This is a genomic window from Actinopolyspora sp. BKK2, from assembly GCF_011291845.1.
Taxonomy (GTDB): Bacteria; Actinomycetota; Actinomycetes; order Mycobacteriales; family Pseudonocardiaceae; genus Actinopolyspora; species Actinopolyspora saharensis.
The window spans coordinates 326,088-352,224 of record NZ_JAANTE010000001.1 but is presented as its reverse complement, the minus strand read 5'-3'; the positions used below and the strand labels follow the sequence as shown (position 1 = coordinate 352,224).

The following is a 26,137-nucleotide window of genomic DNA, read 5'->3' as shown; positions in this document are numbered from 1 at the left end:
ATGCTTGTCCCCAGTGCCGAAAATGGCAAACATCGCAGGTCAAACTGGCGATCTCGCCGTCGAGGAGCCGGTGCCGCGGTGTGGTGGTCTTCGAGGAACTTCCGGTCCGGACCACAAGTGAACCTCGGTGCGCAGGCGTGCCTTCCGGCGCGGTGCGATCCTCGGAGCGTGGCCGACCGAAGTTCTTCCGGACGTTCTCGCCGGCGGAGGGGCAAGCTCCGCGCCTGGCGCAAGAAGCTGGCCGATGAACAGGCGGAATCGACCGTGTACCGCGAACTGGCCGCCCGCAGGCAGGGGGAGGAGCGAGAGATCCTGCTGGAGCTGTCCGAGGCCGAGCAGCGTCACGCCGACCACTGGAGAAAACTGCTCGGCCCGGAGGCGGAAAAGCCGCGCAGGGCCACTTTGCGCATGCGTTCGCTGGCCTTTCTCGCGCGCCGGTTCGGGTGGATCTTCGTGCTGGCTCTCGTGCAGCGCGCCGAAGCCCGTTCGGATTATGATTCCGCCGAGGACGCCACCGCCTCGATGGCCGCGGACGAACGCATCCACGGGGAAGTGGTGCGCGGGCTGGCCGCGCGGGGACGGGCCCGGATGTCCGGAACGCTGCGGGCCGCGGTGTTCGGGATCAACGACGGTCTGGTGAGCAACTTCGCGCTCGTGCTCGGCGTGATCGGGGGCGGAGCCGGAACCGGGGTGGTGCTGCTGGCCGGGTTGTCCGGGCTGCTGGCAGGCGCGCTGTCCATGGCTGCAGGCGAGTACGTCTCGGTGAGCTCGCAGCGCGAGCTGCTCGCCGCCGCCGAGCCGGACGAGCGGGCGCACAGCTCGGTGCCTTATCTGGACGTGGACGCCAACGAACTGGCCCTGGTGTACCGGGCCCGCGGGATGTCGGCGGAGCAGGCGCGACAGCGCGCCGACGCGGTGCTGCGGCGCGCTCCCACCGCCGCTCTCCTCGCCGAGCCGGGTGGCACTCAGGAGGGGGAGGTCGTCGGCAGCGCGCTCGGGGCGGCCACGTCGAGCTTCCTCGCCTTCGGACTCGGTGCTCTGCTGCCGGTCCTGCCGTTCCTCGCGGGGGCGGACGGGGCGAGCGCGGTGGCCGTGGCCGGGGCGCTGAGCGGGCTCGCCCTGCTGGGGACCGGCTCCACCGTGGGGGTGCTGTCCGGGGGATACCCGCTGCCGCGTGCCGCGCGCCAGTTGGCCATCGGAACGAGCGCCGCGTTGTTGACCTATCTGCTGGGGGTGCTGTTCGGGGTGTCGGGGGCGGGCTGAACTCCTCGTCCGCGTGCGGAGCTCCCGGAGTTGGGCCCGCCCCCGCGCTCGGTGGCGGGTCAGCTCTCGGAGAGGGTCTCCACCAGGTCGCCCATGCGGGCCTCGGGGAGGTTCAGCGCGAGGTCGGCGACGGCGATGATCCCCACCAGCCTTTGCTGGTCGATCACGGGCAGTCGCCGGATCCGGTGGGCGCTCATCAGCCGCAGCGCCTCGTCCACGGAGTCGTCGGCCCCGACCGTGACGGCTTCCTCCTGGTTCAGGTCCCCGGCCGGGAAGGTTCCCGCGTCCCGGCCCGCGGCCACGACCTTGATGACGAGGTCGCGGTCGGTGACCATCCCCTTGACCTTGTTGTCGTCCTTGCCGCAGATGGGCAGCGCCCCCACGCCGTGGCGGGCCATCAGCCTGGCCGCGTCGGCGGCGGTCTCGTCCGTCCGGACGCACGCGGGGCTGGCCTGCATGACCTCCCGGGCGGTGCCGGCCCCCTGGGCTGTTCCGGTTTGCTGAGCGGTGTCGGTCCTGTGGGCAGTGCTCATCAGCAGTCTCCCTCGTCGGGTGCGTGATTCACGTGTTCGCGGGCCGCCTCGGGTGAGGCGCCGGTCTCGTCCGGTCGAACCGGGCCGTGCGTTCGGGAGCGGCCTAGCCTGTTGGCTCCGCGACCGGGGCAGCGCTTCGCGCGGTGCCGGACGGCGCCGGCTCCGCTCCGCGTCGTGCCGCCTCCAGCCAGATCGTTTCCAGCTCGGGGCTCTGCCCGAGACCGTCGTCGGGCAGCTGACGCGGATCGGCCAGGTCGGTGCTGTCCCAGGGCTGTCGGGGGAACGGTTGAGTCTCGTGCATGAGAACCTCCCGAAACCGGGGTGGCGGGTGGATCGCGTGTCCGGCCCGCACCCAACGAGTTTCCCCACGACCGGGGGACGAAACATCCGCCCGCTTCCGGGCGGTGTTTCCCGCCGGGAGTGCTCACCCGGGCTCGCCCCGGCGTTTGCGATGTGCCACCCACGCGAAGTCGATCACCGCGATGACGCCGAGCGCGATGAGCAGCCAGCCGAACCACGCCAGCGGAGGCAGGTAGCCGATCAGCAGTGCCCCCGCGACGAGGCAGAAGAGCATCCCGAAACCGGCCAGCCACAGTCGCAGGGTCAGCGCGCTCAACCCGGAGGGAGCTCCGGTCACCCGTGCCAGGTAGTCGTGGTATCCGGGCAGGCCTTTCGCGTAGCGGGCCCTGCTTTCGTCGTCCTCCGCGTCGTCGTTCATTCCTTCTCCAATCGGTGAAAGCTCCCGGTGTTCGTGCCGGCCGGGAGCCGTCCCGTCGAGATGTCCCGTCGAGATGTCCGGTCAGGTGGACGGAACGAGGTCGTCGAGGAGGCGGCGCGGGCGTCCGAGCGAACGGGCTCGGTTGCCGATGCTCGACCACTCGTCGCCGTGCTCGTGCAGGCGCTGCGGCACGTCGTGGATGGTCAACCCCCACGGCTCGACCCGGTCCAGCTCCTGCCAGGAGATCGGGGTCGCCACCGGAGCCGTTTTCCCGGCACGCAGCGCGTAGGGGGTCACCGTGGTCTGCGCGTAGGCGTTGCGCAGGTAGTCCACGAAAACGCGACCGCTTCGTTCGTTTTTGCGCTGCTCGACGGTCAACTTCCGCGGTTCGCGTTCGGCCAGCACCGTGGCGACGTCGCGCGCGAAATCGCGCACCTGGTCGAAGGTCTGCTCCCGGCGCAACGGGACGAGCACGTGGAAGCCGCGCGATCCGGTGGTCATGACGAAGGCGGCCAGCCCGAGCTCCTCCAGCAGCTCCCCGGCGCTGCGCGCGGCGGAGCGCAGGGTCCGCAGGTCGTTGCCGGTCGGGTCGAGGTCGAGGACCATCCTGTCCGGCCGCTGGAGGTCGTCGACGCGGGACAGCCACACGTGCGGAGTCAGGCACGCCTGGTCGGCCAGGTGCATCAGGGCGGCGGGCTCCGTGCAGACCATGTGCACGGTCTCGCCGCCCTCCTTCTTGGGAACGGCGACGCGCTCTATCCAGTCGGGAGTGTGCGCGGGCACGTTCTTCTGGAAGATGCGCTGGCCCTCGATCCCGTCCGGGTAGCGCTCGGCCGCCAGCGGACGTCCGTCCGCGTAGCGCACGACGGTGGGGCCGACCCGGCGGTAGTACTCGGCGACGTCGCCCTTGGTGATTCCGCCCCGGGGATACAGGACCTTGTCCGCCCGGGAGATCTCCACCGAGCGTTGCGCACTCCGCAGGGTTTTCTCGTTCAACGGCTCTCCCCGGTGCGCCCGGCGATCGCGTTCAGGTCCCTGCCGCTGCGTACCGAGCGCGGCTGCTTCTTGAGCGGTTTGCGGCGCCGGTCGGCCCCCTCGTCGGACCTCTTGACCAGCAGCCACTGACCGTCCGCGCTCCTGCCCATGCGCACGAGGGCGTAACCGCCGCGGATCTTGACGCCCTCCAACCAGAGGTCGAGACGTCCGCGCCGCAGCTGCCGCGCCGCGTCGACGTCCCCTTCGGCGTCCCCCTCGGCCTCCAGTTCGCAGGAGCCGCGGTCCCACACCAGCACCGTTCCCGCACCGTACTCGCCCTCGGGGATGACTCCCTCGAAGTCGACGTACTCCAGGGGGTGGTCCTCGGTCGGCACGGCCAGTCTCCTGTCCGCCGGGTCGATCGAGGGGCCCTTCGGAAGGGCCCACGACTTCAGAGTCCCCTCGATCTCCAGCCGGAGGTCGTAGTGCAGCGTGCTGGCGTCGTGCTTGTGCAGCACGAAGCGGCGTTGCCGCCCCCTTCGGCGGGCACGCCGGGTTCCGCGGGGTTCGGTGGTGGTGCCGAAGTCCCGCTTGCTGCGGTACTTTCCGAGCTCGTGGCCCATACATCCCGTGCTGTACCCGTGGGGGCGCCGGGGTGAAACACCGGAACCCGGTGCGGCCACCTCCGGTGCGGTGGGCGCGGGCTCGGCCGAACCCATCGGACGGTTCGCACCGCAGGGGCGTGGACCGGGGCCTAGCTCAGTTCGCGGACGAACAGTCCCGACACGGCCTTGGGGTCGAACCACGTCGATTTCGGCGGCATCAACGCCCCGGCGTCGGAGACCGCCATGACCTGCTCGACGCTGGGCGGGTGCGGTACGAAGCACATGGCGTTGCGCGCCGCGCACCAGCACTTCGTGCCCGCCGAGTCAGGCGGCTGCTCCTCGACCGGGCCGACGAGCCGCGTCACCGGGGGCAGCAGCTGCTCGTCCAGCAGCACCGCGTCCAACCTGGATCGGACCGGCGCGTCGTCACGCGGGGGGCGCAGCCACAGGCGGAAGCACTGGTCGTGCAACCGCAGCAGCACCATCCCCGGCGCCGGGTTGCTCGGGGCGTCGGTGGGGCACTCCTCGATGTGCGTGACAGCGGGCTGGGCCGCCAGGGTGCGCAGCACTTCGCTGGTGGAGCGGTCCCGTGGCCCGGGCAGGCAGCGGTGGTATCCGAGCACCCGCATCTGGCTGCTCGGGAACAGCGCCGCCAGGGTGAACCCCCGGGTGTCGTCGCCGGGGCGGCCGTGGGACCGCGCGTCGCGCTCGGCCACGGCCATCCTGTGGTGCCCGTCCGCGATGTACAGCGAGCTCACCCGGCCGAGCTCGTCACCCAGCACCCGCGCGAGTTCGGCGTCCCTGCGCATCCAGACGCTGTGCTCGACGTCGCCGACCGAGCGCGCCCGCACGTCGGGAGGTTGCTCGGTCACCCCCTCGAGCAGGGTGTCGAGGGCGGGACGGTCCGGATATGTGAGTATCACCGGCATCTGTTCGGCCCCGCCCGCTTCGGTGAGCTCCGCGATCCGCCGCTCCCTGTCGGGGTGGGTGGCCTCGTGCCGTCGGACGAGGCCGTTGCGGTAGTCGTCGAGCGAGACCTCGAGCACGACCCCGGTTTGCTGGTGCCGTCCCGTGCGCAGCCGGTACACGATCACCGCGGGAAGCATGGGGCGGGTGTATCCGCCGGTGTCGAGCAGTCGTTGCACGCGGGCCGGGTCCATGGAGCCGTCCAGCGACTCGATGCTGTGCTGGTTGACCACCAGCACGCGGGGAGACCGCACGGTCACCCCGCCGGTGGTGGTCCCGCGCTCGGTCGCGGCGGGTGCGTGCTGCTTCTGCGGGATCTTCATGAGGCACCGCCGGAAGGTGCCGGGGTGGTGACCCGCCTCGGTGCTTTCTCCCGCAGGGTGTCCTCGTTGACGCAGTGCAGCACCGTTCCCGTGCCGAAGGCGTCGATCATGCGCACGACCTCGGAGGCCACGGCGTGCTGGGCCTGCTCGGTCGAGGCGCCGATGTGGTGGGTTCCGTACACGTTGGGGTGGGCGGCCAGGCGGGAGTCGATGGTGCCGGAGGAGGACTCCGGCTCGGCGGTGAACACGTCGATGCCGGCCCGCACGCCCTTGGTCTCCATCGCCTCGATCAGCGCGTCCTCGTCGACGAGCTCCCCGCGGGAGGTGTTCAGCAGGATCGCTCCCGGGGGGAGTTGGGCGAGCAGATCGCGGTCGACCAGGTGCCGCGTGCTCTCGGTGAGCGGGAGGTGCAGGGAGAGCACGTCGCAGGTGCGGGCGAGTTCGTCGAGGCTGTGGACGAACTCGACCCCGATGGCCGCTGCCCGGTCGCTTTCCCGCTGTCCGCGTTCGGGGTTGTCGATCGCGTGGACGTGGGTGCCGAAGGCCGCGGCTCGGGCGGCGAACTCCAGGCCGATCCCGCCGAGCCCGAGCACTCCGACCCTGCGCCCGTGAATCCCGCGTGCCCGGGAGTAGCGCCGCTTGTCCCAGCGGCCCGCACGCAGGTCGGCGACGTTGTCGGGGATGTTTCGGTCGAGGGCCAGCAGCAGGGCGAACGCGAGTTCGGCCACGGCTGTGGCGTTGCGGCCGGGTACGTTGCAGACGTGGATGCCGTTGCGGGAGGCCGCGGCCCGGTCGATGGTGTTCGTGCCGGATCCCGCGCGGATCACCAGACGCAACGCTTCGGCGTTGTCCAGCACCACGGCGGGCACCCTGGTGCTGCGCACGACGAGAACCTCACATCCGGACAGCTCTTCGGAGAGTTGTTCGGATCCGGTGTCCGGTCGGTAGAAACACTCGTTGCCCAGCTCGGCGAGCTCGTTCAGGGAGGCTTCGGGGAAGGTGTCCGCGACAAGAATCCTCATCGACTGCTCCCTTGCGAATCGGCGGAGTCTCCCGAGCGTTTCCGTCGGAGTACCCCGACGAGCGATTCGGTACTCCGGCTTCGGCGGGTGCGCGAACCACGACAACAATGTTGCTTATTACGCACAGTATTGCTTATAACGCAATGTTGGATGTGCTCTCGGGGAACGTCAACACCCGACCCCCGACTCGGGGGCCGAACTCGCTCGACAGCATGAACATCACCCGGCCGCCGGGCGGTCTCGCAGGGGAGTCGTTCGGGCAGGGGCGCGGAGCCCTCGTCCCTTCCGGGGACAAGGACTTTCGACGCGGGTGGCCGCCTGCGTCGACGGCTCCCCGCGCGGGGAAGCGCTGTTCGGGGAGCCGTCGGTGGGGAGGGGCGGAAGCGGTGAACGGACAGCGCCGCGGACCGTGATTACGGCGAGGCCGGTTCTCCCACGATCTCGGTGCAGGAGAGTCCGTCGGTGGCGGCGGGGTCGCCGCTCAGCGTGAGCGCTTCCCGCTGGGCGAGCTCGGTGCAGCGGACCGGCTCGCCGTCGACGAGCAGTGGGGCCAGCTCGCGCCCGGCGGCGGTGTAGGCGAGCAACCGCCGCGGCGCGGTGCCGTCGTCCAGTCGGACGTTGCCGGAGTCGTGCAACCGGACGAGGCGGTAGCGCTTACCGCGGCCCTCGCAGCGATCCAGCACACGTCGTTGTGCGGGGGTGGCGTACCAGACGGCGTGCTGTTCGGTCACTCCGGGCGCCGCGGCGAGCACCGCGGGGCGTTGTCCGTCGCGGGGGCGCAGGCCCGAGGACCACACGGCGGACAGCTCCGCGCAGCGTGCGCGGAGGACGACGGCGGGGCCCGTCAGACCGAGGCCGGTGCGCAACCAGCCGATCTTCTCCGGGCAGGCGTTCGAACCGTAGGCCAGCACCGGGCGGCGTTGGTCCAGCGGTGCGGCTCCGTGCTCCGCGAGCCAGTCGTCGAGGCAGGGGTGCGTTCCCGTGCCGGTGCGCACCCGCCACCCGGAGGGGGCGGTTTCGTCCGGCAGGACCGGGTAGCCGACTCCGTCGAGGTGGACGAAGGAGCAGTCCGGTCGGGCTCCGGGATAGGGGTCCTCGGGGTATTCGGTCTCGGCGAACGGTTCCCGCTCGGGGGAGTGCGTCCGCAGTGATGAAACGGGCATCGGTTGCCCACGTCTACCCGACGCCGTCGGGACGTGCCGCGATCCGGGTCACATTTCACCGGGCGGAGGGTGTGAGTTTCCTCCGTCCAGCCCCTGTTCGGGGGAACTGCGGTCGGGCGCGTGGGCGGCAGGGGCCGCCCCGGCAGGGGGCGGAGACGAAAGCGGTGGCCGCTCACCAGGAGCGGCCACCGCGTATCACATTCGACAGGCGAGTCGCCTCAGAGCGCACGCACGGTGTCGGCCTGCGGGCCCTTGGAGCCCTGGCTGACCGTGTACTCAACCTGCTGGGCCTCGTCCAGCGTGCGGAAGCCGGGCGCGTCGATCGCCGAGTAGTGGACGAAGACGTCCGGGCCGCCGTCGTCCGGGGCGATGAAGCCGAAGCCCTTTTCCGAACTGAACCACTTGACTGTGCCCTGGGCCATGGCTGTCTCCTTACGAGAGCTGATTTAGGTCACCGGTGACCGGTCCTTGCACGGTCACCCTTGGTCGCGGATCTCAGACGGCGCCTACTCCAGCTACACCAAAGACAGCGGCTCGCCCGCACCAACTATCTGCGAGCGTGCGCGAACACGACTCCAGAAAACGACCAAGTCCCATCCTACACACTTGCTCGCGCGGACGCAGCAACCGTGGGCGGAAAGATCAAACAGCCGGAGGCCGGCGGATCGTGCACAGTGATGGGCGACAGGTGCCCGCGAGCTCACTGGAGGTGCCGCGCTCGTGAGCGAACCGGAGGAGGGACGCGGACAGCACGGTGGTGTCGCCGCTCGTTCCGGTGGCACGAGACGATTGCTCGCCGAGGTGCGGGACGCGGTCTCGATCCGCACGTTCCTGCTGATCGTCGGTGTGCTGCTGCTGCAGCTGGGATTCATCCTGTCCTACGTGGGTGCCTTCCACGCTCCGTCCCCGCACCGCTTGCCGGTGCGCGTGGTCGGCCCGCAGGGGGCCGCGGAGCGCATGGCCGACAGGCTCGACTCCCTGCCCGAGGAGCCGCTGCGCGCGAGCGCCGCCCCCGGCGAGTCCGCGGCGCGCACGGAGCTGACCGAGGGCGGCACCGCGGCCGTGCTCGTGCTGCGCCCCGCCGAGCAGCGGGACCGGTTGCTGGTGGCCACGGCGGGCGGTTCGGCCAAGGCGAGCGCGATCGAGGAGGTGCTGCGCCGGGTCCAGGCGAGCAGACAACGAGGTCTGGTGGTCGACGACGTGGTTCCCGTCCAGGAGGGCGACTCCCGCGGGCTGACCGGTTTCTACCTGGTCGTCGGGTGGACCGTCGGCGGCTACCTGGTGGCCTCGCTGCTGGGGGTCTCCCGCGGCGCCCGCCCGGCGAATCCGAGCCGCGCGGTGATCCGGCTCGTGGCCGTGCTGGTGTACGCGATCGTCTCGGGGGTGGGCGGTGCGGCCGTGGTCGGCCCGCTGCTGGGGGCGCTGACCGGCCACCTGCTCGAACTGTGGTGGCTCGGCGCGTTGCTGGTGCTGGCGGCCGCCACGGTGACGATGGCCTTGCAGGTGCTGTTCGGGGTGCTGGGGATCGGGCTGACAGTGCTGCTGTTCGTCGTGCTCGGGAATCCCAGCGCCGGGGGCGCCTACGCTCCGGAGCTGCTTCCGGGGTTCTGGCGCGCGATCAGCGCGGCGCTGCCGAACGGGGCAGGCACCGAGGCGGTCCGCAACATCGTCTACTTCGGAGCGCACGGCATCACCGTCGACGTGCTGGTCATCGCGGCCTACGCCCTGGGCGGGGCCGTCGTGGCGCTGGTCGGGTCCGTGGTGCGTGGGCGTCGCGCCTCCGCGGTGGGGGACGGCGATGCCGTGCGTCCCGCGTGAGGCGTCTCCGGGCGGTGCCTGCGCGGTATCGCGCTCAGCGCGCGGTGTAGTGCAGAACCCTCTCGTGGCGCCGGCTGTTCAACCGTCGCCGGTGGACCAGCAGTTCGAGGTGGGCCGAGGTCTCCAGCACCGCCAGCGTCCGGTTGAAGGGGTCGAGCTCGTCGAGGACGTGCTCCCGGCGGGTCCAGCTCAGGGCGCGGGCGGTTTCGTAGGCCGTGCTCGTTCCCCCGGCCACGGTGGCGGTCATGGTCTCGAGCCTGTCCTCGTGGTGAGTGAGCAGTTCGTCCACTCGGGAGTGAACACCGTCCCGGACGGGACCGTGCGCGGGCAGCATCCTGGCGTCCGGAAGCGCGCGGATCGCGCGCAGCGATTCGAGGTAGTCCCGCAGCGGGAGCTCGCCGGGGGCCTGTTCGAGACCGACGGACGGTGTGATGCTCGGCAGCACGTGGTCGCCGGTGAACATCAGCCCGCTGGTCTCGTCGAGGAACACCACGTGGCCCCGCGTGTGGCCGGGGGTGTGCACCACCCGGAGGGTGCGGTCGGCGAGCTCGACCTCGCAGCCTCCGGTGAGCCACTCGTCGGGCAGCTGCCAGTGGTGCTCGTGGAGCGGTGCCTGCTGGTCGAGTTCGGTGTTCAGCGCTCGCAGCACCGGTTCGGCCCCGCACGCGGCCAGTTCCGCGCGCTGCTTTCCCATCGGGAGGCTGTCGGGTGCGGTGAGGCATCGCAGGTTGGGGTGTTCCTCCGCCCCGAGGGAAACCCGGCAGCCGATTTCCGCGCGCAGCGCGACGGCCTGGGTGTAGTGGTCCCGGTGCACGTGGGTGACCAGCACGCGGTCCACCTCGTCGAGTCCGGCGCCCAGACCGTCCAGCGCCTCGGCGAGTCGTTCCCGTGATTCGGCGAGGGCCCAGCCGCCGTCGATCAGCGTGATGGCGGAGGCGTTGCGGATCGCGTACACGTTGACCGCGCGCAGCCCGTCACCGGGCATCGGCAGCGGTATTCGGTGCACTCCAGCGGCGACCTCGTGCGCTCCTGGCTGCGTCCACTCCGTGCTCGACACGATCACCTCCACGACGCGAGCGGTGAACGGCAGGCATACCATACGGTCGGTATACGATCGACGTCGTGCGACGCACGTCACCGCCTCCGGTCCAGCGGGAACGGGAGATGGATTCCTGGTGAAAGGCGCGCGGGGGTGAGGTGTCCGCCCGTTTGCGAAGGCCCGTCCAGTGCCACGAATACCCTGGGACGACAATCAGTGGTCGGCACCGAGCTCGCGGGGCGGGTCGACACGGTAACCCGGTGGACAGGGAAGGGGCGCGGCTGTGTCCGGACATGTGCAGATCGGTGAGGTCGCCGAGCGAACCGGTCTGTCGTTGCGCACGATTCGGTATTACGAGGAAGTCGGTCTGGTGGTGCCGAGCGCGCGGAGCCAGGGCGGGTTCCGGTTGTACACCGAGCCGGACATCGAGCGGCTGCAGGTGATCATGCGGATGAAGCCGCTGGGCTTCCAGCTGGAGGAGATGCGCGAGCTGGTGGAGCTGCTCGAGCTCCCGGCCGGGGAGTTGTCCCAGCAGCAGCGCCACAGGCTGGCGCAGCTGCACGAGGAGGTGCAGCAGCGGTGCGAGAAGCTGCGCTCCCGGCTGCGCACCGCCGAGGAGTTCGCCGCGACGCTGCGGCAGCGGCTCGACTGAGCGCAGGGCCGGCTCGGTGCGCCCGGCGGGGTGGCGGGACGCGGGCCGCCACCCCGCCGGGGCCCTGCGCGGTGGGCTCAGTGGCCCGCGCCCAGTCGCCCGGCCAGTGCCTGGTGCCGTTGTTTGCTGGACTCGTTCATGCCCGTGATCGAGACGTTGATGCCGCGCTGGTGGTACTTGGTTTCCACGGCGTCGAGCGCGGCCACGGTGGAGGCGTCCCAGACCTGGGCCTGCGACAGGTCGATGACCACGTTGGCGGGGTCGTTCGCGTAGTCGAACTGGAAGACCAGGTCGTTGCTGGAGGCGAAGAACAGCTGCCCGGTCACGCGGTAGATCTTGGTGCTGCCGTCGGGGTCGAGCACGCTGTCCACGGAGACCAGGTGCGCCACGCGCTGGGCGAACAGGACGGTGGCCAGCACCACGCCGACCACGACGCCGATCGCGAGGTTGTGGGTGGCCACGGTGACCGCGACGGTGGCCAGCATGACCGCCGTCTCGCTCTTGGGCATCTTGCGCAGCGTCGTGGGGTGGATGCTGTGCCAGTCGAAGGTGCCCACCGCGACCATGATCATGACTCCGACCAGGGCGGCCATGGGGATCAGCGCGACCACGGGGCCGAGCGCGACGACGAGGATCAGCAGGAACACTCCGGCCAGGAAGGTGGACAGCCGGGTGCGGGCACCGCTGGACTTCACGTTGATCATGGTCTGGCCGATCATGGCGCAGCCGCCCATGCCGCCGAAGAAGCCGGTGACGATGTTGGCCAGCCCCTGTCCCCAGGACTCCCGGGTCTTGTTGGAGTGCTCGTCGGTGATGTCGTCGACGAGCTTGGCGGTCATCAGCGACTCCATGAGCCCGACCAGGGCCATGGCCACCGCGTACGGACCGATGATCCGCAGCGTCTCGAAGGTGGGCGCGACGTCGGGAATGCCCGGCATCGGCAGGGTGTGCGGCAGTTCGCCCTGATCACCCACGGTGGGCACGGTGATTCCCGCGATCACGGTGATCGCGGTCAGCGTGACGATGGCCACCAGCGGGGCGGGGATCACCGTGGTCAGCCGGGGCAGTCCGAGCATGACGGCCAGCCCGGCGGCGACCAGCGCGTAGACGCTCCAGGGGACGTCGGTCAGGTAGGGCAGCTGGGCGGTGAAGATCAGGATGGCCAGCGCGTTGACGAAGCCGACCATCACGCTGCGCGGCAGGAAGCGCATCAGCCGGGCCACGCCGGCCAGGCCGAGCAGCGCCTGGATCGCTCCGCCCAGGATGACGGTGGCGATCAGGTAGTCCACCCCGTGCTCCCGGACCACAGGGGCCACCACCAGCGCGATCGCCCCGGTGGCCGCCGAGATCATGGCGCGGCGCCCGCCCGCCAGCGAGATGGTCACGGCCATGGTGAACGAGGCGAACAGCCCCACCCGCGGGTCCACCCCGGCGATGATGGAGAACGAGATGGCCTCGGGGATCAGGGCCAGCGCTACGACGAGGCCGCCGAGTACTTCGGTGCGCAGCACGCGGGGGGAGAGCCACTGCGGGCGGGAACGCGGCAGGACGGGGCGCGACATCATCTTCTTTCGTCAGGGACGTGAGTTCGGGAAAGGAGCGCGCGGAGCCACACCGGCGGGGCTCACGCGGGCACACCGAACTATACCCTCACGTAACGGCAGAGATGAGCGAATGTGACCCAGGTCGAAATGTGATTCACGTCGAATCCGACCGGTGCCGCTCGGCGGGCGCCGGAGAGGTCTCCGGGGCGCCGCCGGAGCGTCGCTTCCGGTCCACACCGGACTCTTCCCGTTCTCGTCGGGAGGGCGGGGGCGTGGTGCTTTCAGCCCTGCCCGATCTCGGCGGCGAAGAGCGCCCGGGTGTGTTCGTCGAACAGCACGAAGCGGACGGTCTCCACCGCCGAGTCGGCTGTTCGGACGGTGCGTGCGGCGATCCCGGCGGCCTCCTCGGCGGGATAGCCGTACACCCCGGTGGAGATCGCCGGGAACGCCACGCTCCGCGCGCCGAGCTCCTCGGCCACGCGCAGGGCGGCACTGTGGCACGAGGCCAGTGCGTGCGAGCGGTCCTCGGACGGGGAGTACACCGGGCCGACCGTGTGGATCACCCAGCGGGCGGGCAGTCGGCCCGCCGTGGTGGCCACCGCGGCACCGACCGGCAGACCGTCCGGGTAGTCGCCGGCGCGCAGCTGCTCGCAGGCCTCGAGGATCTCCCGCCCGCCGCGCCGGTGGATGGCTCCGTCGACACCTCCTCCACCGAGCAGGGTGGAGTTCGCCGCGTTGACCACGGCGTCGACGTGCTGCTGCGTGATGTCGCCGCGTTCCGCCTCGATCCGCATGCCTCCATTCTGGGACGTTCGGCCACCGCCGGCCGGAACGGCGATCGGGCGGTGGCCGGATCCCCGCAGGTGCGGTTCGGTCCCCTGGCGGGGAGGTCGTTGCCGGGGCGCTGCGCGGCAACGGCGTCGACGTGCTGGTCAGGCCAGCGCCTTGAACAGCAGCACCACGGCGCTGAAGGCCGCCACGAGCAGCAGGGCGGGCCGGGTCCTTCCCCGGTCGAGCAGGTGGCGGAGCGGGCCGGAGATCAGGAAGCCGAGCAGGGCGAACGGGAAGAGCACAGCCGCGGCCAGCAGCTGCTGGCCCTGCACCTGGCCGGAGAGCAGCAGCACTCCCAGCGAGAGCAGCGAGCCCAGCGCGAAGTACGCGCTGAGCGTGCTGCGCACGGTGGGGCCCGCGTTGTGCTGGTAGACCAGCGCTATGGGGGGTCCGCCGACGGCGGCGGCCGTGCCGAAGACCCCGCTGAACAAGCCCGCGGTGAACAGCGTTCCCGGGACGGGGGTCGGGTGCCAGGTCAGCAGCGACAGGCCCACCGAGATGAGCACCACCGTCGCGATGAGCACAGCCAGCCATTTGCCGGGCAGCAGCGCCAGTGCCGCCACGCCGATGACGGCCCCGGGAACCCGTCCGAACAGTCCCCAGCGCACTCCGCGCCAGTCGGCCTGTCCGCGCTCCCGCAGCAGGGGCAGCACCGCGAAGGCCGATCCCGTGATCAGCAGCGGTACCGGTACGAGAACGGGGTCGGCGATGGCCAGTAGTGGAGCGGCGATCAGGTTCATGCCGAAGCCGACGGATCCCTGCACGATCGCTCCGCCGAGCACGATCGTGCCCGCCAGTAGCAGCATCCAGATGCTCACGTGTTCCCTCGATTGTTTCGGGTACTGCTCGAACGCGTCGAGTCAACGTTGTCGCGGGGGACCGAGGCCACCTCCGGGGACCCGATGTGTGCTGGAGCTCACCGCGAGTGTCGATCAGTCGAGTGACAGGAGGGGGTGCCGCGCCGGTGTCGGGCCGCCGCGGCGAAGGCGAGTGGCCCGCCGAGCCGCTCGCCTTCGCGGGAGAGCCGGTGGACGGCCGGGGGCCGGACGGGGCGGACGGGTGTTCCTCGGGTTGAAAAAGTGACGAATACTACACCTCGAGTGCGTAACACCACACCGGACGTGGGTGCGGCTGAGCGCTCCGGGGTTGCGCGGAGGGCGCTGGGGGCGCCTGCGGGGTGGTTTCGGGCGTGAATCCGCAGTGCAGACCCCGTCGGGCCCGGCGAGCAGGGGGTGTGCGGCGTCGCCGTGCTCCCGCGGTGTCGGCTTCGTCGGGTCGCGCCGTGCGAGACATATCACCGGGATGGCGCAGCGGTGTGCGGGCTTCCGAAGAGCTGTGCCAGGTGACCTGGCCTTTTTCCGAGTGGCAGGGTGTCGTCAACTTCGGATATTGCTCCATTCGGAGCAGTACCGCTGCTGCGAGTGGAGGTGTTTCCGCCGTGGTGGCGTCCGTACGTTGCTCGCTCGTGGCACGAATCGTGCTCGCGGTGGTGCGGGCTGGCCTCCAGGGGCTGCCGCGATCCGCCGTGACCGACGTCGACAGAAGGAAAACCTGAGGCCGACATGGAAACGATCGCACTCGAACTGGTGCCGCCGGACCAAGACGGCGGTGTGGAGAGCGCAGTTGAGGAAGGCCGCAAGGTGGCCGAGAGCTGCCGCACGTCCGGGCTCGGGGACCGCATCCAGCACCTGATGATCCCCGGTCTGATCGCCGAGGACGACGATCGGCCGGTCGAGATCAAGCAGAAGATGGACACACTCGATTTCTGGCACGCGGTGCGTCCGGAGATCGGTGATGTGAAGGGGCTGTGTACCCAGGTCACCGCTTTCCACGACAAACAACAGTTGACCGAGCGTCTCGGGAGCCTGCGCAACGCCGGCATGGACGGCATCGCCTTCGTCGGGGTGCCGCGCAACATGAACGACGGCGATGGTCCCGGGATGGCCCCCACCGACGCCCTGGCCGAGTTCAAGGAGCTCGTGCCGAACCGGGGCGTGATCCTGATCCCGACTCGTGAGGGCGAGCACGGGCGGTTCAACTTCAAGTGCGAGCAGGGCGCCACCTACGGCATGACCCAGCTGCTGTACTCGGACTCCATCGTGGGCTTCCTCAAGGAGTTCGCGCAGCAGACGCCGCACCGTCCGGAGATCCTGCTCTCCTTCGGCTTCGTGCCGGGGGCCGAGAGCAAGGCCAAGCTCATCGACTGGCTCATCCAGGACCCGGGCAACCCCGTGGTCGAGCAGGAGCAGGAGTTCGTGGCCAGGCTCGCCGAGAAGTCCTTCGAAGAGCGGAAGCGTCAGCTGGTCGACCTCTACAAGCGGGTCATCGACGGGGTCCACGACCTCGGTTTCCCGCTGAGCGTGCACCTGGAGGCGCCGTACGGCAACTCCAAACCGGCTTTCGAGACCTTCGCGGAAATGCTGGACTACTGGTCTCCGCGGAACGCGTGACCGGCCGGTGGGCGCGGTTGGTGAACATGCGGGTGAACGCCGTTCAGCTGCCGCGCCCGCTCGGGCGTCGCGCCGGCCCCGGCGGGATGCCGGGGCCGGCGCGGGCCCGTGGGGGACGGGTTCGTCGCTGCCCGGACGTCGACCGCAGGCCCGCTCGCGGGGCCGCGGAGGTGCCGCCGAGCGGGCCCGGACGAACGGGCGGGACGCAGGCCCCGATCAGCTCAGGCGTAGCGCCATTCCCGGATGCGCGCGTGCCCGCGGATCAGCCGCAGCGCGGTGGTGATCCCCACCCCGCCGATGATGTTGCCCCCGAGGGCCCAACCGAACCAGCCGAGCCACTCCAGGTAGCCGTAGTCGGCTCCCGCGTGGATCCCCCCGAAGATCAGCAGGCTGTCCAGCACCGAGTGGTGCATGCCGGTGCCCACGATGAGGAATCCGGTCAGCACGCTGGCGGTGACCTTGGCCATGTCGTTGTCGGTTCCGTTGTGCATCCTGGTCATCAGGGTGATGGAACTGCCGGCCAGGATCGCCAGGCACAGGTTCTGCGGGGAGAACGGCGCGAGGGCGAACTTGCCTCCCATGTCGACGGCTATCGAGTGCAGCTCGGGGAAGGCCGTGATCACCACCAGCATCAGTGCCCATCCGCCGATCAGGTTTCCGGTGAGTGTTCCACTCCAGAAACGCGCCAGTCGTCGCCAATTGGCCTGGCGGGCCGTGACGACCACGATCGGAACCAGGAAGCCTTCGGTGAACAGCTCGGCGTGACCGAGCAGCAGCGCGATCAGGGCCACTGAGAAGGCCAGACCCGCCAGCAGGGAACTGCCGGTGCTCTGCTCCACGGTCAGCAGGGCGAGCACGCCCAGCGCCACTTCCACACCCGCGACCAGCGCGGTCGCCAACAGCTGAGGCCACGTTCGGTAGAGACGGGGTCGCCCCTTCTCGATGATCCGATCTATGGCCTGGTCCACCTCGTTCTCACGCGGTCGTTGTCGACCTTCGGGAGCGTGGGGTGTGACAACATGACTGGGTTGCTCAACCTGCTTAGTAACCACGACCTACCTGTGCTTATATCGCTGGTGCAATGACTGATTTCCCGGGTATTTCCGGCCCCGGGGGCCACGTGGACTCGAGCGTGTTCCGCCGCCGTTCGTTCGTTTCCTGGGAAGTTTCGTCGACCGGTGGATGTTGCTGCTCGAGCCGCGCCGCGCAAGTGTCGCAAAACCGATATTCCGGTCAGAAGCCCCGGTAGGCCAAAAGAGTGAAAGGGCAAGTGTTAGAGCGCCACCCCAGGAGCCGCCCCGCCGGACATCGGCAATGCCTTCCCAGGCTACCCCCGGTTCGGGAGGTTGTCTCGGTCAGCGCGCTCGGAGCTTTTCGACCCGGTGGGACCTCCGCGACAGCGGCGGGTCGGTCCCCGGAACAGGACCGGGAGGGGAGCGGAAGCGGCAGGGGCGAAAGGACGGTCCGGTGGCCTCCCGGAACCGCGGGAAGCCGCCCGGGCAGGAGGGGCCGTGGGCCCGCGGCGACGGGCACGGGTCGGAATCAGCCGGCTGCAGGCGGGTTCCCCCGGCGGGACTCCGCCGCCGGGCTTGCGGAGTCGCCGTTGCCCGCGGGCGTGAACGGCCACTTGCCCTCCGAACGGCGCAGCCACAGGACACCGCCCAGCTGCACCAGGATCGCGGCCGCCATCAGCCCCACAGCCACGACCGCGTAGCCGGACCAGCCCACGAGGGTGAACAGGACCAGTCCGACGATCAGGAACACCGCGCTGCGGACGAGCACGAGGGTCAGCCTTCGGGAGTTCATGGGAATTTCCTCGGTGGGGGCGGGTCGACGCGCCCGCAGAGCATACCGCCACGTTCCTCCCGGTGTTCGGGCGCCGCCCCTCACGGGAAGGAGCGCGAACGGGAGTCTTCCCGCGGCGGCCCCGCCGCCGCTCCCACGCTGCCGGGGCCCGCTTTCAGCTGCGCGGTGCACCGGCCGAGATCACACGTACCCGGTCGGCGGCGGGGCGGTTCGCGTCCGGGACCCGCTCGGCGAACGCGGAGGGCAGGTGCAGCCGCACCGGGTCGAAACCCGTCGCGCTCAGCGCCTTCTCGGCCTCCTCCGGGATCGTGAAGTGAAAGTGCAGCCCGGTGCCGACGAACCTGCCGAGCAGCATGGCTCCGAGGGCGTCCACCGGTCCGCGGTTGTCCTCGGCCACGTGCAGATCGGACAGGTACAGCCCCGTGTCGAACCGGCCCAGCACCGCCAGCACGCGCGACCACAGCGTGCGCACCGCGTCGGTGGGCAGGTAGTTGAGCAGGCCCTCGCTGATCACGGCCAGCCCCTTGGCGGACGTGAGCTGCCCGGCCAGCGCGAGCAGATCGTTGCCGCCGTGCCCGCGCAGGACGTCGAGGGATTCGACGCGGTGGTGCGGTCCGAGCGAGCCGATCCGGTCGAGGGCCCGGCGCTTGCGGGCGGCCATGTCCGGAAGGTCGGTTTCGACGTAGTCGATCGCCGAGCCGTGGCGGCGGGCGAACTCGTGACCGCGCGGCGACATTCCCGAGGCGAGCTCGAGCACCCCGTCGACCTGCCCCGCGTCGATGGCCGCCGACAGCAGGTGGTCGATCACCCTGTGCCGGGCCAGCAGGAAGTCCTCCAGCACCGGCCCGCCGGCCATCCGGCTGAGCGCCATGGCCGGTTGCAGCGCCCGGTAGTACCACCTTCCCCGCGCGGTGGCCAGCGCACCGTCGCCGAGCCCGTTCCGGGCCCAGACGTAGCCGGTGTAGTGCGCTGTGGGGCTGATCGAGTCCGGTCGCGGGCGACTTCGCGAAAGGCGCATGCCCTCATCATCGTGCATCGTGCTGCGTCTCGCCGCCGTGCCGAGCGGCACCGCGAGGCGGACACCTCACCTGCCGGTGGGCAGCGCGGAACGGTACCGGCGCGTTATCAGCCGCACGACCTCGCGGTCGTCCCCGAGGGGCGCGGCCACCCCCGCGCTGGGCATCTCGGTGAGCCAGCGGTGGAAGAGCCCGGGAGCCAGCAGGTAGGGCGCCAGGAACGTCCGGGGACCGTGGCCACCTGCCGCGCACACCTCCGCCGTGCGCGGTCGCGTGGCGGTGATGTAGGTCGGTTCCAGCGCCTTGCCCTCGGGGTGGACCAGCCGCCCCAGACTCGCGGCCATGTTTTCCACCTCGGCCAGCGCCCCGGCGTCGGCGGAACCGGCCGCGGCGAACACCACGGGGTCCCCGGGGCGGCGACCGGCCTGCTCGAGTCTGCGCAGCATCACCTCGGCCAGCTCCTCCGCGGGACCCAGCGGCTCGGTCACGGTCACGTCGGTCCTGCCGTGCTGCTCCAGCTGGGCGGGCAGATCCGTGCGCACGTGGTAGCCGGAGGCGAGGAAGGCGGGCACGGCCACGACGGGACCGGCGAGACCGTCCAGGGCCTCGGCCACGGTCGGACCGGTCACGTCGACGTTGGCCATCCGGCCGGTGACCCCGAGTGCCTCGCTCGCCGCCGCGGTCAACCGTTCGACGGTCCTGCCGCCACGCGGGTCACGACTGCCGTGGGCCACCAGCAGCAGGGAGGGTGCTCGGGACCCGCCCGAGCAGTTCCTCGCCCGCTGGTCCGCATGGTGGGTGCCTGGCCCCCCGGAGAACGCGACGTCTCCGCTCACGATGTCGCGATCTCGATCGCCGCGTTCCGGCGCCGCACCGGATAGGTGGGCAACCGCGTCTCCGGCTCGTCCAGACACTGCCCGCTGCGCAGCGAGAAGGCCTGCTTGTGCATGGGGGAGGAGACCGTGGGTTCGCCCTCCCGGTCGCCGACGATGCCGCGGCTGATCACCCCCGCTCCGCTGAACGGGTCCACATTGCCCAACGCGTACACCTCGTCGGTGGCCGTGCGGAACACGGCCACGGTGTGCCCCTCCACCAGAGCGGCGACGCCGAACTCGGTGGGAAGGTCGGATTCGGAACAGATCCGTTGCCAGTTCACGCCGAAACCTCCTCGGAAGAGAACTCACTCGCGCCCACGACCGGGGTGGGAAGATCGATCGGTGCGGGGCGGATCTGACCCCGCTCCTCGGTGAACTCGATCGTCGGGTCGGGCGCCTCCGGTGCGTTGACGAACGAGACGAAGCGGGAGAGCTTGTCCGGGTCCTCCAGCACGGCGGCCCACTCGTCGGTGTAGTCGGCGATGTGCCGCGCCATGGCCTCCTCGAGATCGGAGGCGATGCCCAGCGCGTCGTCGACCACCACCGCGCGCACGTGCTCCAGCCCGTCGTCGAACGACTCGATCCAGCCCGCCGTGCGCTGCAGCCGCTCCGCGGTGCGCACGTAGAACATCAGGAACCGGTCCAGCAGCACCACGAGCTGCTCGTCGTCCAGGTCCGCGGCCAGCAGTCCCGCGTGCCGCGGGTTGAACCCGCCGTTGCCGCCCACGTACAGGTTCCACCCCTTCTCAGTGGCGATGACCCCGAAGTCCTTCGACCTGGCCTCGGCGCACTCCCGGGCGCAGCCGGACACCCCGGCCTTGATCTTGTGCGGTGCCCGCAGCCCCCGGTAGCGCAGCTCCAGCTGGATGGCCATGGTCACCGAGTCCTGCACCCCGTAGCGGCACCAGTCGGTGCCCACGCAGGACTTCACCGTGCGCAGCGCTTTCCCGTAGGCGTGGCCGGACTCGAAACCGGCGTCGACCAGCCTGCGCCAGATCTCGGGGAGCTGTTCCACGCGCGCGCCGAACAGGTCGACGCGCTGCCCACCGGTGATCTTCGTGTAGAGCCCGAACTCGGTGGCCACCTGGCCCAGGGTGATCAGCTTGTCCGGAGTGATCTCACCGGCGGGCACGCGGGGCACGACCGAGTAGGTGCCGTTGCGCTGCATGTTGGCCAGGAAGCGGTCGTTGGTGTCCTGCAGCGTGGCCTGCTCGTCGTCGAGGATGTGGGAATCGCTCAGGCCGGCCAGGATGGAGGCCACGGCGGGTTTGCAGATGTCGCACCCGCGGCCGGTGCCGTACCGCGAGATCAGCTCGGAGAAGGACGTGATCCCGGTGGCGCGCACGATCTCGAACAGCTCCGAGCGGGACTGCGGGAAGTGCTCGCACAGCGCGTTCGAGGTGACCACCCCGGCCTCGTCGAGCAGGCCCTTGAGCATGGGAACGCAGGAGCCGCAGCCGGTTCCTGCCTTGGTGCAGGACTTGATCCCGGCCACGTCCTCGGCCTGCCCGGTGGAGATCACACCGGCGATGTCGGCCTTGCTCACGTTGTGGCAGGAGCAGACCGTGGCGTCGTCGGGCAACGCCCCCGCGGTGCCACCGCCCCCGCCCGCGTCGGGGAACAGCAGCTGCTCCGGCGCGGCGGGCAACGGTCTGCCCACCAGCGGGCGCAGCGTGTTGTAGGTCTCGGCGTCCCCGACGAGCACACCCCCGAGCAGGGTGGTGGCGTCGTCGTCCAGGACGAGCTTGGCGTAGGTCCCCGCTGCGTTGTTGGCGTAGGTGACCTCCAGCGCCCCGTCCGAGCGGCCGTGCGCGTCGCCGAAGCTGGCCACGTCCACCCCGACGAGTTTCAGCTTGGTCGCGTCGTCGGCACCGCCGAACTCCGTCTCGCCCCGCCCGGTCAGCTGGTCCGCCACGGCCGAGGCCATCTGGTACCCGGGGGCGACCAGCCCGTGGCAGCGGCCCTCCACGGCAGCGCACTCGCCGATCGCCCAGATACCGGGCTGGCCGGTGCGGCAGCCGTTGTCCACGAGGAACCCGCCGCGCTGCCCGCGCTCGAGCCCGGCGGACTCGGCCAGGTCGTCCCGCGGGCGGATCCCGGCGGAGAACACCAGCAGCTCGGTGTCGATCACGGTCCCGTCGGTCAGCGAAACGGCGGAGACCCCGCCGTGGTCGCCCTTGTGGACGCTGTCCACGGCCGCTCCGGTGTGGACCTCGAGTCCCAGGTCACCGACGAGCCTGCCGAGCACGGCCCCGCCGCCCTCGTCGACCTGCACCGGCATCAGCCGCGGTGCGAGCTCGACGACATGGGGACGCATCCCCAGCTTGCGCAGCGCGTCGGCCGCCTCCAGGCCCAGCAGACCACCGCCGACCACGACGCCTTCGGCGCCGGACTCGGAGGCGGAGCGGATGCCGTCCAGATCGTCCAGGGTGCGGTAGACGTGGCAGCCGGGAAGATCGGCGCCCTCCACCGGGGGGACGAAGGGACGTGATCCCGTGGCCAGCACCAACGCGTCGTAGTGGAGGCTCTCCCCGGCCGTGGTGAGCACGGTGGAGGACTGCGGGTCGACCCGTTCGGCGCCCACACCGGTGCACAGCCGCACCCGTTCGTCCTGGTGGACCTCCTGCCCGGTCAGCACGAGCTCCTCGGCGGTGGTCTCGGTCATGTACGCCGACAGCCCGACCCGGTCGTAGGCGGGACTCGGCTCCTCGCCGAGCACCACGATCCGCCAGTGCTGCTCCGGATCCCGTTCGCGCACTTCCTCGACCAGGCGGTGTCCGACCATGCCGTGACCGATGATCACGAGTGTCCTGTTCATGCCGCGTCCTCCTCCTCGGCGGGGAATGCACGTTCGTGGGAGTTCTCGGGAGGGGCCGCCGCGGACAGCGCTTCGCACAACCGGCGCACGCTGTCGGTGCAGCTTCCGCATCCCGTGGTGGCTCGGGTGGCCGCGGCCAGCGCGGGAACGTCCTCGGCACCGGCGTGAAAGGCCGCGGTCAGCGTTGATTCGGAGACGTTGTTGCAGTGGCACAGCACCTTGTCGGTCACCGGCGGTGCCCCGGTGTCGGCCCTGCGCTCGTGCCCGAGCAGCAGGGCGAGCCGGTTCGACGGGACCGGCCCACCTGTTTCGTGCAGCCGGGTCAGTTCGGCACCGGCCTCCTCCAGACCGACCAGGGTCGCCGCGGCGAGCCGCTCACCGTGCAGGGCCAGCCGCGCGTAGCGGTACCGCCCACGATCGTGGAACGTCACGTGCTCGATGCCCGGGGTCTCGTCCGGAAGCAGCTCGGCAGGACCGAGGCAGGTCACCTCGAGCCCGTTTCCACGTGCCCGCGTGACTTCGACGTGGTGGTAGTGACTTTCCCGCCCGGAGTCGAGGAGGATCCCGGCGAGCGCGTCGGCCTGGTTCCAGGTGGTCTCGAGCGTGCCGCGCCGCACCGCGGGGTGCCGGGCGCAGTCGCCGAGGGCGTACACGCGCGGATCAGCGGTGCGCAACGACTCGTCCACCGCGATCCCGCCCGCGGCGACGTCCAGCCCCGCGGCGGCGGCCAGTTCGGTGTTCGGCCGCGTGCCGGTGCACAGCAGCAGCGCGTCGGTGCGGACCGGTTCGGTGTCCCGCAGCGACAGCTCACCGGAGGACAGCTCCACGGGGATCTCCCCCAGCCGGACCGTCACGCCGGTGGCACGCAGTCGCTCGGCCACGATCTCCGCGGCGGCGGAGTCCAACTCCCGGGACATCAGCCGCGATCCCCGGTGCACCAGGGTCACTTGATGTCCCGCGGCGGCCAGGGCGTGCGCGCTTTCCACGCCGAGCAAGCCACCGCCGAGCACGGTGACGGCCGTGTCCGGGCCGAGCTCGGCGCGCAGTCCGAGGCAGTCGCGCGGGCAGCGCGGGGACCGCACCCGTTCGTCGAGGGCCCCGTCCGCCCGGCGCAGCCCGGCGAGGTCGGGCACGTGCTCACCGGCTCCGGTGGCCAGCACCAACCTGTCGTAGGGATGGTGGGCACCGTCGGCGGTGCGCACCACCCGGTTCTCCCGGTCGATGCTCGTGGCCCGGGAGCGGTGGAGCAGAACGTCCTCGTCGTGCCCGGGAAGGGCCATCCACTCCAGGGGAAGCCCCGCGGTCATCGCCCGGGTGAACAGCGCGGGGTTGTACGGGCCCTCCTCCCGCGCGCCGAGCACGGTGATCCGGGCGGAACCGTCCCCGGCGCGCAGCCGCTCGGCCAGCCGGTGCCCCGCGGGCCCGTGTCCGATGATCACGACTCGATTCATTCCGCGACCTCCTCGGCGGCCGAGAGGGTCACCGAGGCGACCTTGAACTCGGGGATGCCGCTGCGCGGGTCCACCACCGCGCTGGTGAGCAGGTTCGCGCACCCCTGCTCGCCGTAGTGGATCGGCAGGAAAACCGTGTCCGGCCGGATCGAGCTGTCCACCCTGGCCTTGACCACGGCCGTACCGCGCTCCGAGCGCACCCTGGTGCGCTGGCCCTCGACCACGCCCGCTCGCTGCGCGGTCTCCGGGTGCAGCCGCACGAACGACTCGGGGGCCGCCTCGGCCAGCTCGGACACCCGCCGCGTCTGCACCCCGGTCTGGTACTGCTCCATGACCCTTCCCGTGGTCGCCACCAGCGGAAACTCCTCCCGCGGGGCGGGGGCCGATTCCGTGCGGTCGACGGGAACGAAGCGGGCCCTGCCGTCCGGGTGGGCGAAGGCATCCAGGAACAGGCGCGGAGTTCCCGGATGCCGGCCGGCGCCTTCCGCACCGGCGGGGCAGGGCCAGTGCAGCGCCTCGCCCGCGTCGAGCCGGTCGTAGTCGATGCCCGAGTAGTCGGCGGTGCCCCCGGCCGAGGCCCGGGCCAGTTCGGCGAAGACGGTCGGCGCGTGGTCGGGGAACCGCTCCGCGGGCTGCCCGAGCCGGGTGGCGAGCCCGTTCAGCACCTCCAGGTCGGACCGGGCCCCGCTCGGGGGAGCGGTCGCCTTCCTGCGCCGGATCACGCGTCCTTCCAGGCTGGTCATGGTTCCCTCCTCCTCGGCCCACTGCGTGGTCGGCAGCACCACGTCGGCCGTGCGCACGGTTTCCGAGGGCAGGAAGTCGGCGGTCACCAGCAGGTCCAACCGGGACAGGGAGTCGCGGGTGCTCGCCGCGTCGGGGGCGGACAGCACCGGGTTGGAACCGAAGACCAGCAGCGCCCGCAGCCCGTCCGGCTGCGCCGCCGACTCGAGCAGCCGGGTGGCCGGAATCCCCGGCCCGGGCAGCTCCTCCGGGGAAATGCCCCACACCTCGGCGACCTCGGCCCGGGCTCGCGGGTCGGTGATGGACCGGTAGCCGGGCAACTGGTCGGCCTTCTGACCGTGCTCCCGGCCGCCCTGCCCGTTGCCCTGCCCGGTCAGGCAGCCGTAGCCGTTTCCGGGAGTTCCGGGCAGTCCGAGCGCCAGGGCGAGGTTGATGAACCCGGACACCACGTCGGCCCCGTCCTCGTGCTGCTCGGCGCCGCGCCCGGTGAGCACGTAGCGGCGCCGCGCCTCGGCCAGCATCCGCACCGCGGCGCGCTGCGACGCGGCGGGAACGCCCGTGACCTGCTCGACCCGCTCGGGCCACCACGTCCCGACCAGGGGCCACATCCGCTCGAAACCGGTGGTGCGCCGCGAGACGTAGTCCGTGTCGCACCAGCCCTCGGCCACCACCACGTGCAGCAGCCCCAGCGCCAGCACCAGGTCGGTGCCGGGCAGGGGGCGCAGGTGCAGCGCGGCCTGCCCGGCCGTGGCGCTGCGCCGCGGGTCGATGACCACGAGATCGGCGTGCTGGAGGTGCTGCATCAGCGGCGGCATGGTCTCGGCCGGGTTGGCCCCGGCCAGCAGAACCACCTCGGCCTCGGCGAGGTCGGTGACGGGGAAGGGCAGACCGCGATCCACCCCGAACGCGGCGTTGCCCGCGGTGGCCGCCGCCGCCATGCAGAACCTGCCGTTGTAGTCGATCCGGCTGGTGCCGAGGGCGACCCGGGCGAACTTGCCGAGCAGGTAGGCCTTCTCGTTGGTCAGCCCGCCCCCGCCGAACACGCCCACGGCGTCCGGCCCGTGCTCGGCGGAGATGCGGTGCAGCTGCCCGGCCACCAGGTCCAGGGCGCGGTCCCAGTCGGTGGGCACGAGACGGCCCGCTGCGTTGCGCACCAGCGGTTCCCGCAGGCGCTGCTGATCGTGCAGCACCTCGGGGGCGGTCCAGCCCTTGCGGCACAGCCCGCCGCGGTTGACCGGGAAGTTCGAGGGCTCCACCGAGACGCTCCCGGCACTGTCGGTCAGTGTCGTGCCGCACTGCAGCGCGCAGTACGGGCAGTGGGTCGCCACTCGCTTCTCCACCGTCGGGCCCTCCCGGGTCTCTTCGCAGCCGACACTTCCGCGCGGTTGGGCTCCTCCCGCCCGCGGGCGGGGCGCCTTCCGGAGCTCGTTTCCGAGCGGATTCGACTGCGAAATCTAGTGGCGCGGTGTTTCCCGAGCGGGGTGCTCGTGTTGCAGCGCGGAAAAGAACCGTTAATCCGAACGCACGG

Annotated in this window: 25 protein-coding genes; 4 read left to right on the top strand and 21 right to left on the bottom strand. The window is 70.9% G+C overall.

The window, feature by feature from the left end; translation table 11 throughout:
• The first annotated feature begins 168 nt into the window (after nucleotides 1–168).
• Nucleotides 169–1,263, top strand: a complete 1,095-nt coding sequence (locus G9Q41_RS01640; RefSeq protein WP_165631515.1) for a VIT1/CCC1 family protein — start codon at nucleotides 169–171, stop codon at nucleotides 1,261–1,263.
• Between the two features lie 59 nt (nucleotides 1,264–1,322).
• Here the strand turns inward: G9Q41_RS01640 and G9Q41_RS01635 are convergent, their stop codons facing one another.
• The 9 genes from G9Q41_RS01635 to G9Q41_RS01595 all read right to left on the bottom strand — a co-directional run bounded on the left by G9Q41_RS01635 (nucleotide 1,323) and on the right by G9Q41_RS01595 (nucleotide 7,990).
• Nucleotides 1,323–1,796 (bottom strand): CBS domain-containing protein, encoded by a 474-nt coding sequence (locus tag G9Q41_RS01635; protein ID WP_092521486.1) that lies wholly within the window; start codon nucleotides 1,794–1,796, stop codon nucleotides 1,323–1,325.
• Between the two features lie 103 nt (nucleotides 1,797–1,899).
• Complete coding sequence (locus G9Q41_RS01630; RefSeq protein ID WP_165631516.1) at nucleotides 1,900–2,097, bottom strand: hypothetical protein; 198 nt, start codon at nucleotides 2,095–2,097, stop codon at nucleotides 1,900–1,902.
• Between the two features lie 123 nt (nucleotides 2,098–2,220).
• Nucleotides 2,221–2,514 carry a hypothetical protein gene (locus tag G9Q41_RS01625; protein ID WP_092521488.1) on the bottom strand — a complete coding sequence of 98 codons (294 nt, stop codon included), beginning with the start codon at nucleotides 2,512–2,514 and terminating at the stop codon, nucleotides 2,221–2,223.
• Nucleotides 2,515–2,595: 81 nt separating this feature from the next.
• On the bottom strand, nucleotides 2,596–3,510 hold the full coding sequence (gene ligD / locus G9Q41_RS01620; protein WP_207630403.1) for a non-homologous end-joining DNA ligase: 915 nt from the start codon (nucleotides 3,508–3,510) through the stop codon (nucleotides 2,596–2,598).
• The gene (locus G9Q41_RS01615; RefSeq protein WP_165631517.1) at nucleotides 3,507–4,112 is read right to left on the bottom strand and encodes a DNA polymerase ligase N-terminal domain-containing protein; all 606 of its coding nucleotides are present in this window, start codon (nucleotides 4,110–4,112) and stop codon (nucleotides 3,507–3,509) included. The genes ligD and G9Q41_RS01615 overlap by 4 nt, the downstream gene beginning before the upstream one ends.
• A gap of 131 nt (nucleotides 4,113–4,243) precedes the next feature.
• A complete protein-coding gene (locus G9Q41_RS01610; RefSeq protein WP_165631518.1) occupies nucleotides 4,244–5,383 on the bottom strand; it encodes a DUF1015 family protein in 1,140 nt (379 codons plus the stop codon).
• Nucleotides 5,380–6,405 (bottom strand): NAD(P)-dependent oxidoreductase, encoded by a 1,026-nt coding sequence (locus tag G9Q41_RS01605; protein ID WP_165631519.1) that lies wholly within the window; start codon nucleotides 6,403–6,405, stop codon nucleotides 5,380–5,382. The genes G9Q41_RS01610 and G9Q41_RS01605 overlap by 4 nt, the downstream gene beginning before the upstream one ends.
• 413 nt (nucleotides 6,406–6,818) lie before the next feature.
• Nucleotides 6,819–7,568, bottom strand: coding sequence for a hypothetical protein (locus tag G9Q41_RS01600; RefSeq protein ID WP_165631520.1), 750 nt, complete (start codon nucleotides 7,566–7,568; stop codon nucleotides 6,819–6,821).
• Between the two features lie 218 nt (nucleotides 7,569–7,786).
• Nucleotides 7,787–7,990, bottom strand: coding sequence for a cold-shock protein (locus G9Q41_RS01595; protein WP_092521505.1), 204 nt, complete (start codon nucleotides 7,988–7,990; stop codon nucleotides 7,787–7,789).
• Nucleotides 7,991–8,288: 298 nt separating this feature from the next.
• Between G9Q41_RS01595 and G9Q41_RS01590 the strand changes: the two genes are divergently transcribed.
• Complete coding sequence (locus G9Q41_RS01590) at nucleotides 8,289–9,386, top strand: DUF3533 domain-containing protein (RefSeq protein WP_347567435.1); 1,098 nt, start codon at nucleotides 8,289–8,291, stop codon at nucleotides 9,384–9,386.
• 34 nt (nucleotides 9,387–9,420) lie between these two features.
• Here G9Q41_RS01590 and G9Q41_RS01585 read toward each other — a convergent pair whose 3' ends face one another.
• The gene (locus tag G9Q41_RS01585; protein WP_165631521.1) at nucleotides 9,421–10,485 is read right to left on the bottom strand and encodes an MBL fold metallo-hydrolase; all 1,065 of its coding nucleotides are present in this window, start codon (nucleotides 10,483–10,485) and stop codon (nucleotides 9,421–9,423) included.
• A gap of 223 nt (nucleotides 10,486–10,708) precedes the next feature.
• Here G9Q41_RS01585 and G9Q41_RS01580 point away from each other — a divergent pair, with 223 nt between their 5' ends.
• Nucleotides 10,709–11,077 carry a MerR family transcriptional regulator gene (locus tag G9Q41_RS01580; protein WP_092521516.1) on the top strand — a complete coding sequence of 123 codons (369 nt, stop codon included), beginning with the start codon at nucleotides 10,709–10,711 and terminating at the stop codon, nucleotides 11,075–11,077.
• A gap of 77 nt (nucleotides 11,078–11,154) precedes the next feature.
• Here G9Q41_RS01580 and G9Q41_RS01575 read toward each other — a convergent pair whose 3' ends face one another.
• The 3 genes from G9Q41_RS01575 to G9Q41_RS01565 form a co-directional block, all read right to left on the bottom strand.
• Nucleotides 11,155–12,642 (bottom strand): SulP family inorganic anion transporter, encoded by a 1,488-nt coding sequence (locus G9Q41_RS01575; RefSeq protein WP_165631522.1) that lies wholly within the window; start codon nucleotides 12,640–12,642, stop codon nucleotides 11,155–11,157.
• Between the two features lie 260 nt (nucleotides 12,643–12,902).
• Nucleotides 12,903–13,415 carry an O-acetyl-ADP-ribose deacetylase gene (locus G9Q41_RS01570; RefSeq protein WP_092521518.1) on the bottom strand — a complete coding sequence of 171 codons (513 nt, stop codon included), beginning with the start codon at nucleotides 13,413–13,415 and terminating at the stop codon, nucleotides 12,903–12,905.
• 138 nt (nucleotides 13,416–13,553) lie between these two features.
• The gene (locus G9Q41_RS01565; protein ID WP_347567436.1) at nucleotides 13,554–14,270 is read right to left on the bottom strand and encodes a sulfite exporter TauE/SafE family protein; all 717 of its coding nucleotides are present in this window, start codon (nucleotides 14,268–14,270) and stop codon (nucleotides 13,554–13,556) included.
• A 744-nt stretch (nucleotides 14,271–15,014) separates the two neighbouring features.
• Here G9Q41_RS01565 and G9Q41_RS01560 point away from each other — a divergent pair.
• Entirely contained in the window at nucleotides 15,015–15,902 is an 888-nt protein-coding gene (locus G9Q41_RS01560) for a mycobacterial-type methylenetetrahydrofolate reductase (RefSeq protein WP_165631523.1), read from the top strand.
• Nucleotides 15,903–16,123: 221 nt separating this feature from the next.
• Here G9Q41_RS01560 and G9Q41_RS01555 read toward each other — a convergent pair whose 3' ends face one another.
• From G9Q41_RS01555 to G9Q41_RS01520, 8 genes are all read right to left on the bottom strand, one after another.
• Nucleotides 16,124–16,870 carry a formate/nitrite transporter family protein gene (locus tag G9Q41_RS01555; RefSeq protein WP_165631524.1) on the bottom strand — a complete coding sequence of 249 codons (747 nt, stop codon included), beginning with the start codon at nucleotides 16,868–16,870 and terminating at the stop codon, nucleotides 16,124–16,126.
• Between the two features lie 574 nt (nucleotides 16,871–17,444).
• Complete coding sequence (locus G9Q41_RS01550; protein ID WP_242687008.1) at nucleotides 17,445–17,708, bottom strand: hypothetical protein; 264 nt, start codon at nucleotides 17,706–17,708, stop codon at nucleotides 17,445–17,447.
• A gap of 154 nt (nucleotides 17,709–17,862) precedes the next feature.
• A complete protein-coding gene (locus G9Q41_RS01545) occupies nucleotides 17,863–18,726 on the bottom strand; it encodes a class I SAM-dependent methyltransferase (protein ID WP_242687007.1) in 864 nt (287 codons plus the stop codon).
• A 66-nt stretch (nucleotides 18,727–18,792) separates the two neighbouring features.
• Nucleotides 18,793–19,560: a CbiX/SirB N-terminal domain-containing protein gene (locus G9Q41_RS01540; protein ID WP_347567437.1), complete on the bottom strand. Its 768-nt coding sequence runs from the start codon at nucleotides 19,558–19,560 to the stop codon at nucleotides 18,793–18,795.
• Nucleotides 19,557–19,880, bottom strand: coding sequence for a nitrite reductase small subunit NirD (nirD, locus tag G9Q41_RS01535; protein WP_165631526.1), 324 nt, complete (start codon nucleotides 19,878–19,880; stop codon nucleotides 19,557–19,559). The genes G9Q41_RS01540 and nirD overlap by 4 nt, the downstream gene beginning before the upstream one ends.
• On the bottom strand, nucleotides 19,877–22,417 hold the full coding sequence (gene nirB / locus G9Q41_RS01530) for a nitrite reductase large subunit NirB (RefSeq protein ID WP_165631527.1): 2,541 nt from the start codon (nucleotides 22,415–22,417) through the stop codon (nucleotides 19,877–19,879). Before nirB ends, nirD begins: the two co-directional genes overlap by 4 nt.
• A complete protein-coding gene (locus G9Q41_RS01525) occupies nucleotides 22,414–23,868 on the bottom strand; it encodes an FAD-dependent oxidoreductase (RefSeq protein WP_165631528.1) in 1,455 nt (484 codons plus the stop codon). Before G9Q41_RS01525 ends, nirB begins: the two co-directional genes overlap by 4 nt.
• The gene (locus tag G9Q41_RS01520) at nucleotides 23,865–25,937 is read right to left on the bottom strand and encodes a molybdopterin oxidoreductase family protein (protein WP_165631529.1); all 2,073 of its coding nucleotides are present in this window, start codon (nucleotides 25,935–25,937) and stop codon (nucleotides 23,865–23,867) included. Before G9Q41_RS01520 ends, G9Q41_RS01525 begins: the two co-directional genes overlap by 4 nt.
• Between the last annotated feature and the right edge of the window lie 200 nt (nucleotides 25,938–26,137).

Excerpts from the sequence above, each read along its gene's own strand:
- G9Q41_RS01635 (WP_092521486.1), bottom strand. The coding sequence starts at position 1,796 with ATGAGCACTGCCCACAGGACCGACACCGCTCAGCAAACCGGAACAGCC.
- G9Q41_RS01630 (WP_165631516.1), bottom strand. The coding sequence starts at position 2,097 with ATGCACGAGACTCAACCGTTCCCCCGACAGCCCTGGGACAGCACCGAC.
- G9Q41_RS01625 (WP_092521488.1), bottom strand. The coding sequence starts at position 2,514 with ATGAACGACGACGCGGAGGACGACGAAAGCAGGGCCCGCTACGCGAAA.
- G9Q41_RS01615 (WP_165631517.1), bottom strand. The coding sequence starts at position 4,112 with ATGGGCCACGAGCTCGGAAAGTACCGCAGCAAGCGGGACTTCGGCACC.
- G9Q41_RS01610 (WP_165631518.1), bottom strand. The coding sequence starts at position 5,383 with ATGAAGATCCCGCAGAAGCAGCACGCACCCGCCGCGACCGAGCGCGGG.
- G9Q41_RS01605 (WP_165631519.1), bottom strand. The coding sequence starts at position 6,405 with ATGAGGATTCTTGTCGCGGACACCTTCCCCGAAGCCTCCCTGAACGAG.
- G9Q41_RS01600 (WP_165631520.1), bottom strand. The coding sequence starts at position 7,568 with ATGCCCGTTTCATCACTGCGGACGCACTCCCCCGAGCGGGAACCGTTC.
- G9Q41_RS01595 (WP_092521505.1), bottom strand. The coding sequence starts at position 7,990 with ATGGCCCAGGGCACAGTCAAGTGGTTCAGTTCGGAAAAGGGCTTCGGC.
- G9Q41_RS01585 (WP_165631521.1), bottom strand. The coding sequence starts at position 10,485 with ATGGTATGCCTGCCGTTCACCGCTCGCGTCGTGGAGGTGATCGTGTCG.
- G9Q41_RS01575 (WP_165631522.1), bottom strand. The coding sequence starts at position 12,642 with ATGATGTCGCGCCCCGTCCTGCCGCGTTCCCGCCCGCAGTGGCTCTCC.
- G9Q41_RS01570 (WP_092521518.1), bottom strand. The coding sequence starts at position 13,415 with ATGCGGATCGAGGCGGAACGCGGCGACATCACGCAGCAGCACGTCGAC.
- G9Q41_RS01560 (WP_165631523.1), top strand. The coding sequence starts at position 15,015 with ATGGAAACGATCGCACTCGAACTGGTGCCGCCGGACCAAGACGGCGGT.
- G9Q41_RS01550 (WP_242687008.1), bottom strand. The coding sequence starts at position 17,708 with ATGAACTCCCGAAGGCTGACCCTCGTGCTCGTCCGCAGCGCGGTGTTC.
- G9Q41_RS01545 (WP_242687007.1), bottom strand. The coding sequence starts at position 18,726 with ATGCGCCTTTCGCGAAGTCGCCCGCGACCGGACTCGATCAGCCCCACA.
- nirB (WP_165631527.1), bottom strand. The coding sequence starts at position 22,417 with ATGAACAGGACACTCGTGATCATCGGTCACGGCATGGTCGGACACCGC.
- G9Q41_RS01525 (WP_165631528.1), bottom strand. The coding sequence starts at position 23,868 with ATGAATCGAGTCGTGATCATCGGACACGGGCCCGCGGGGCACCGGCTG.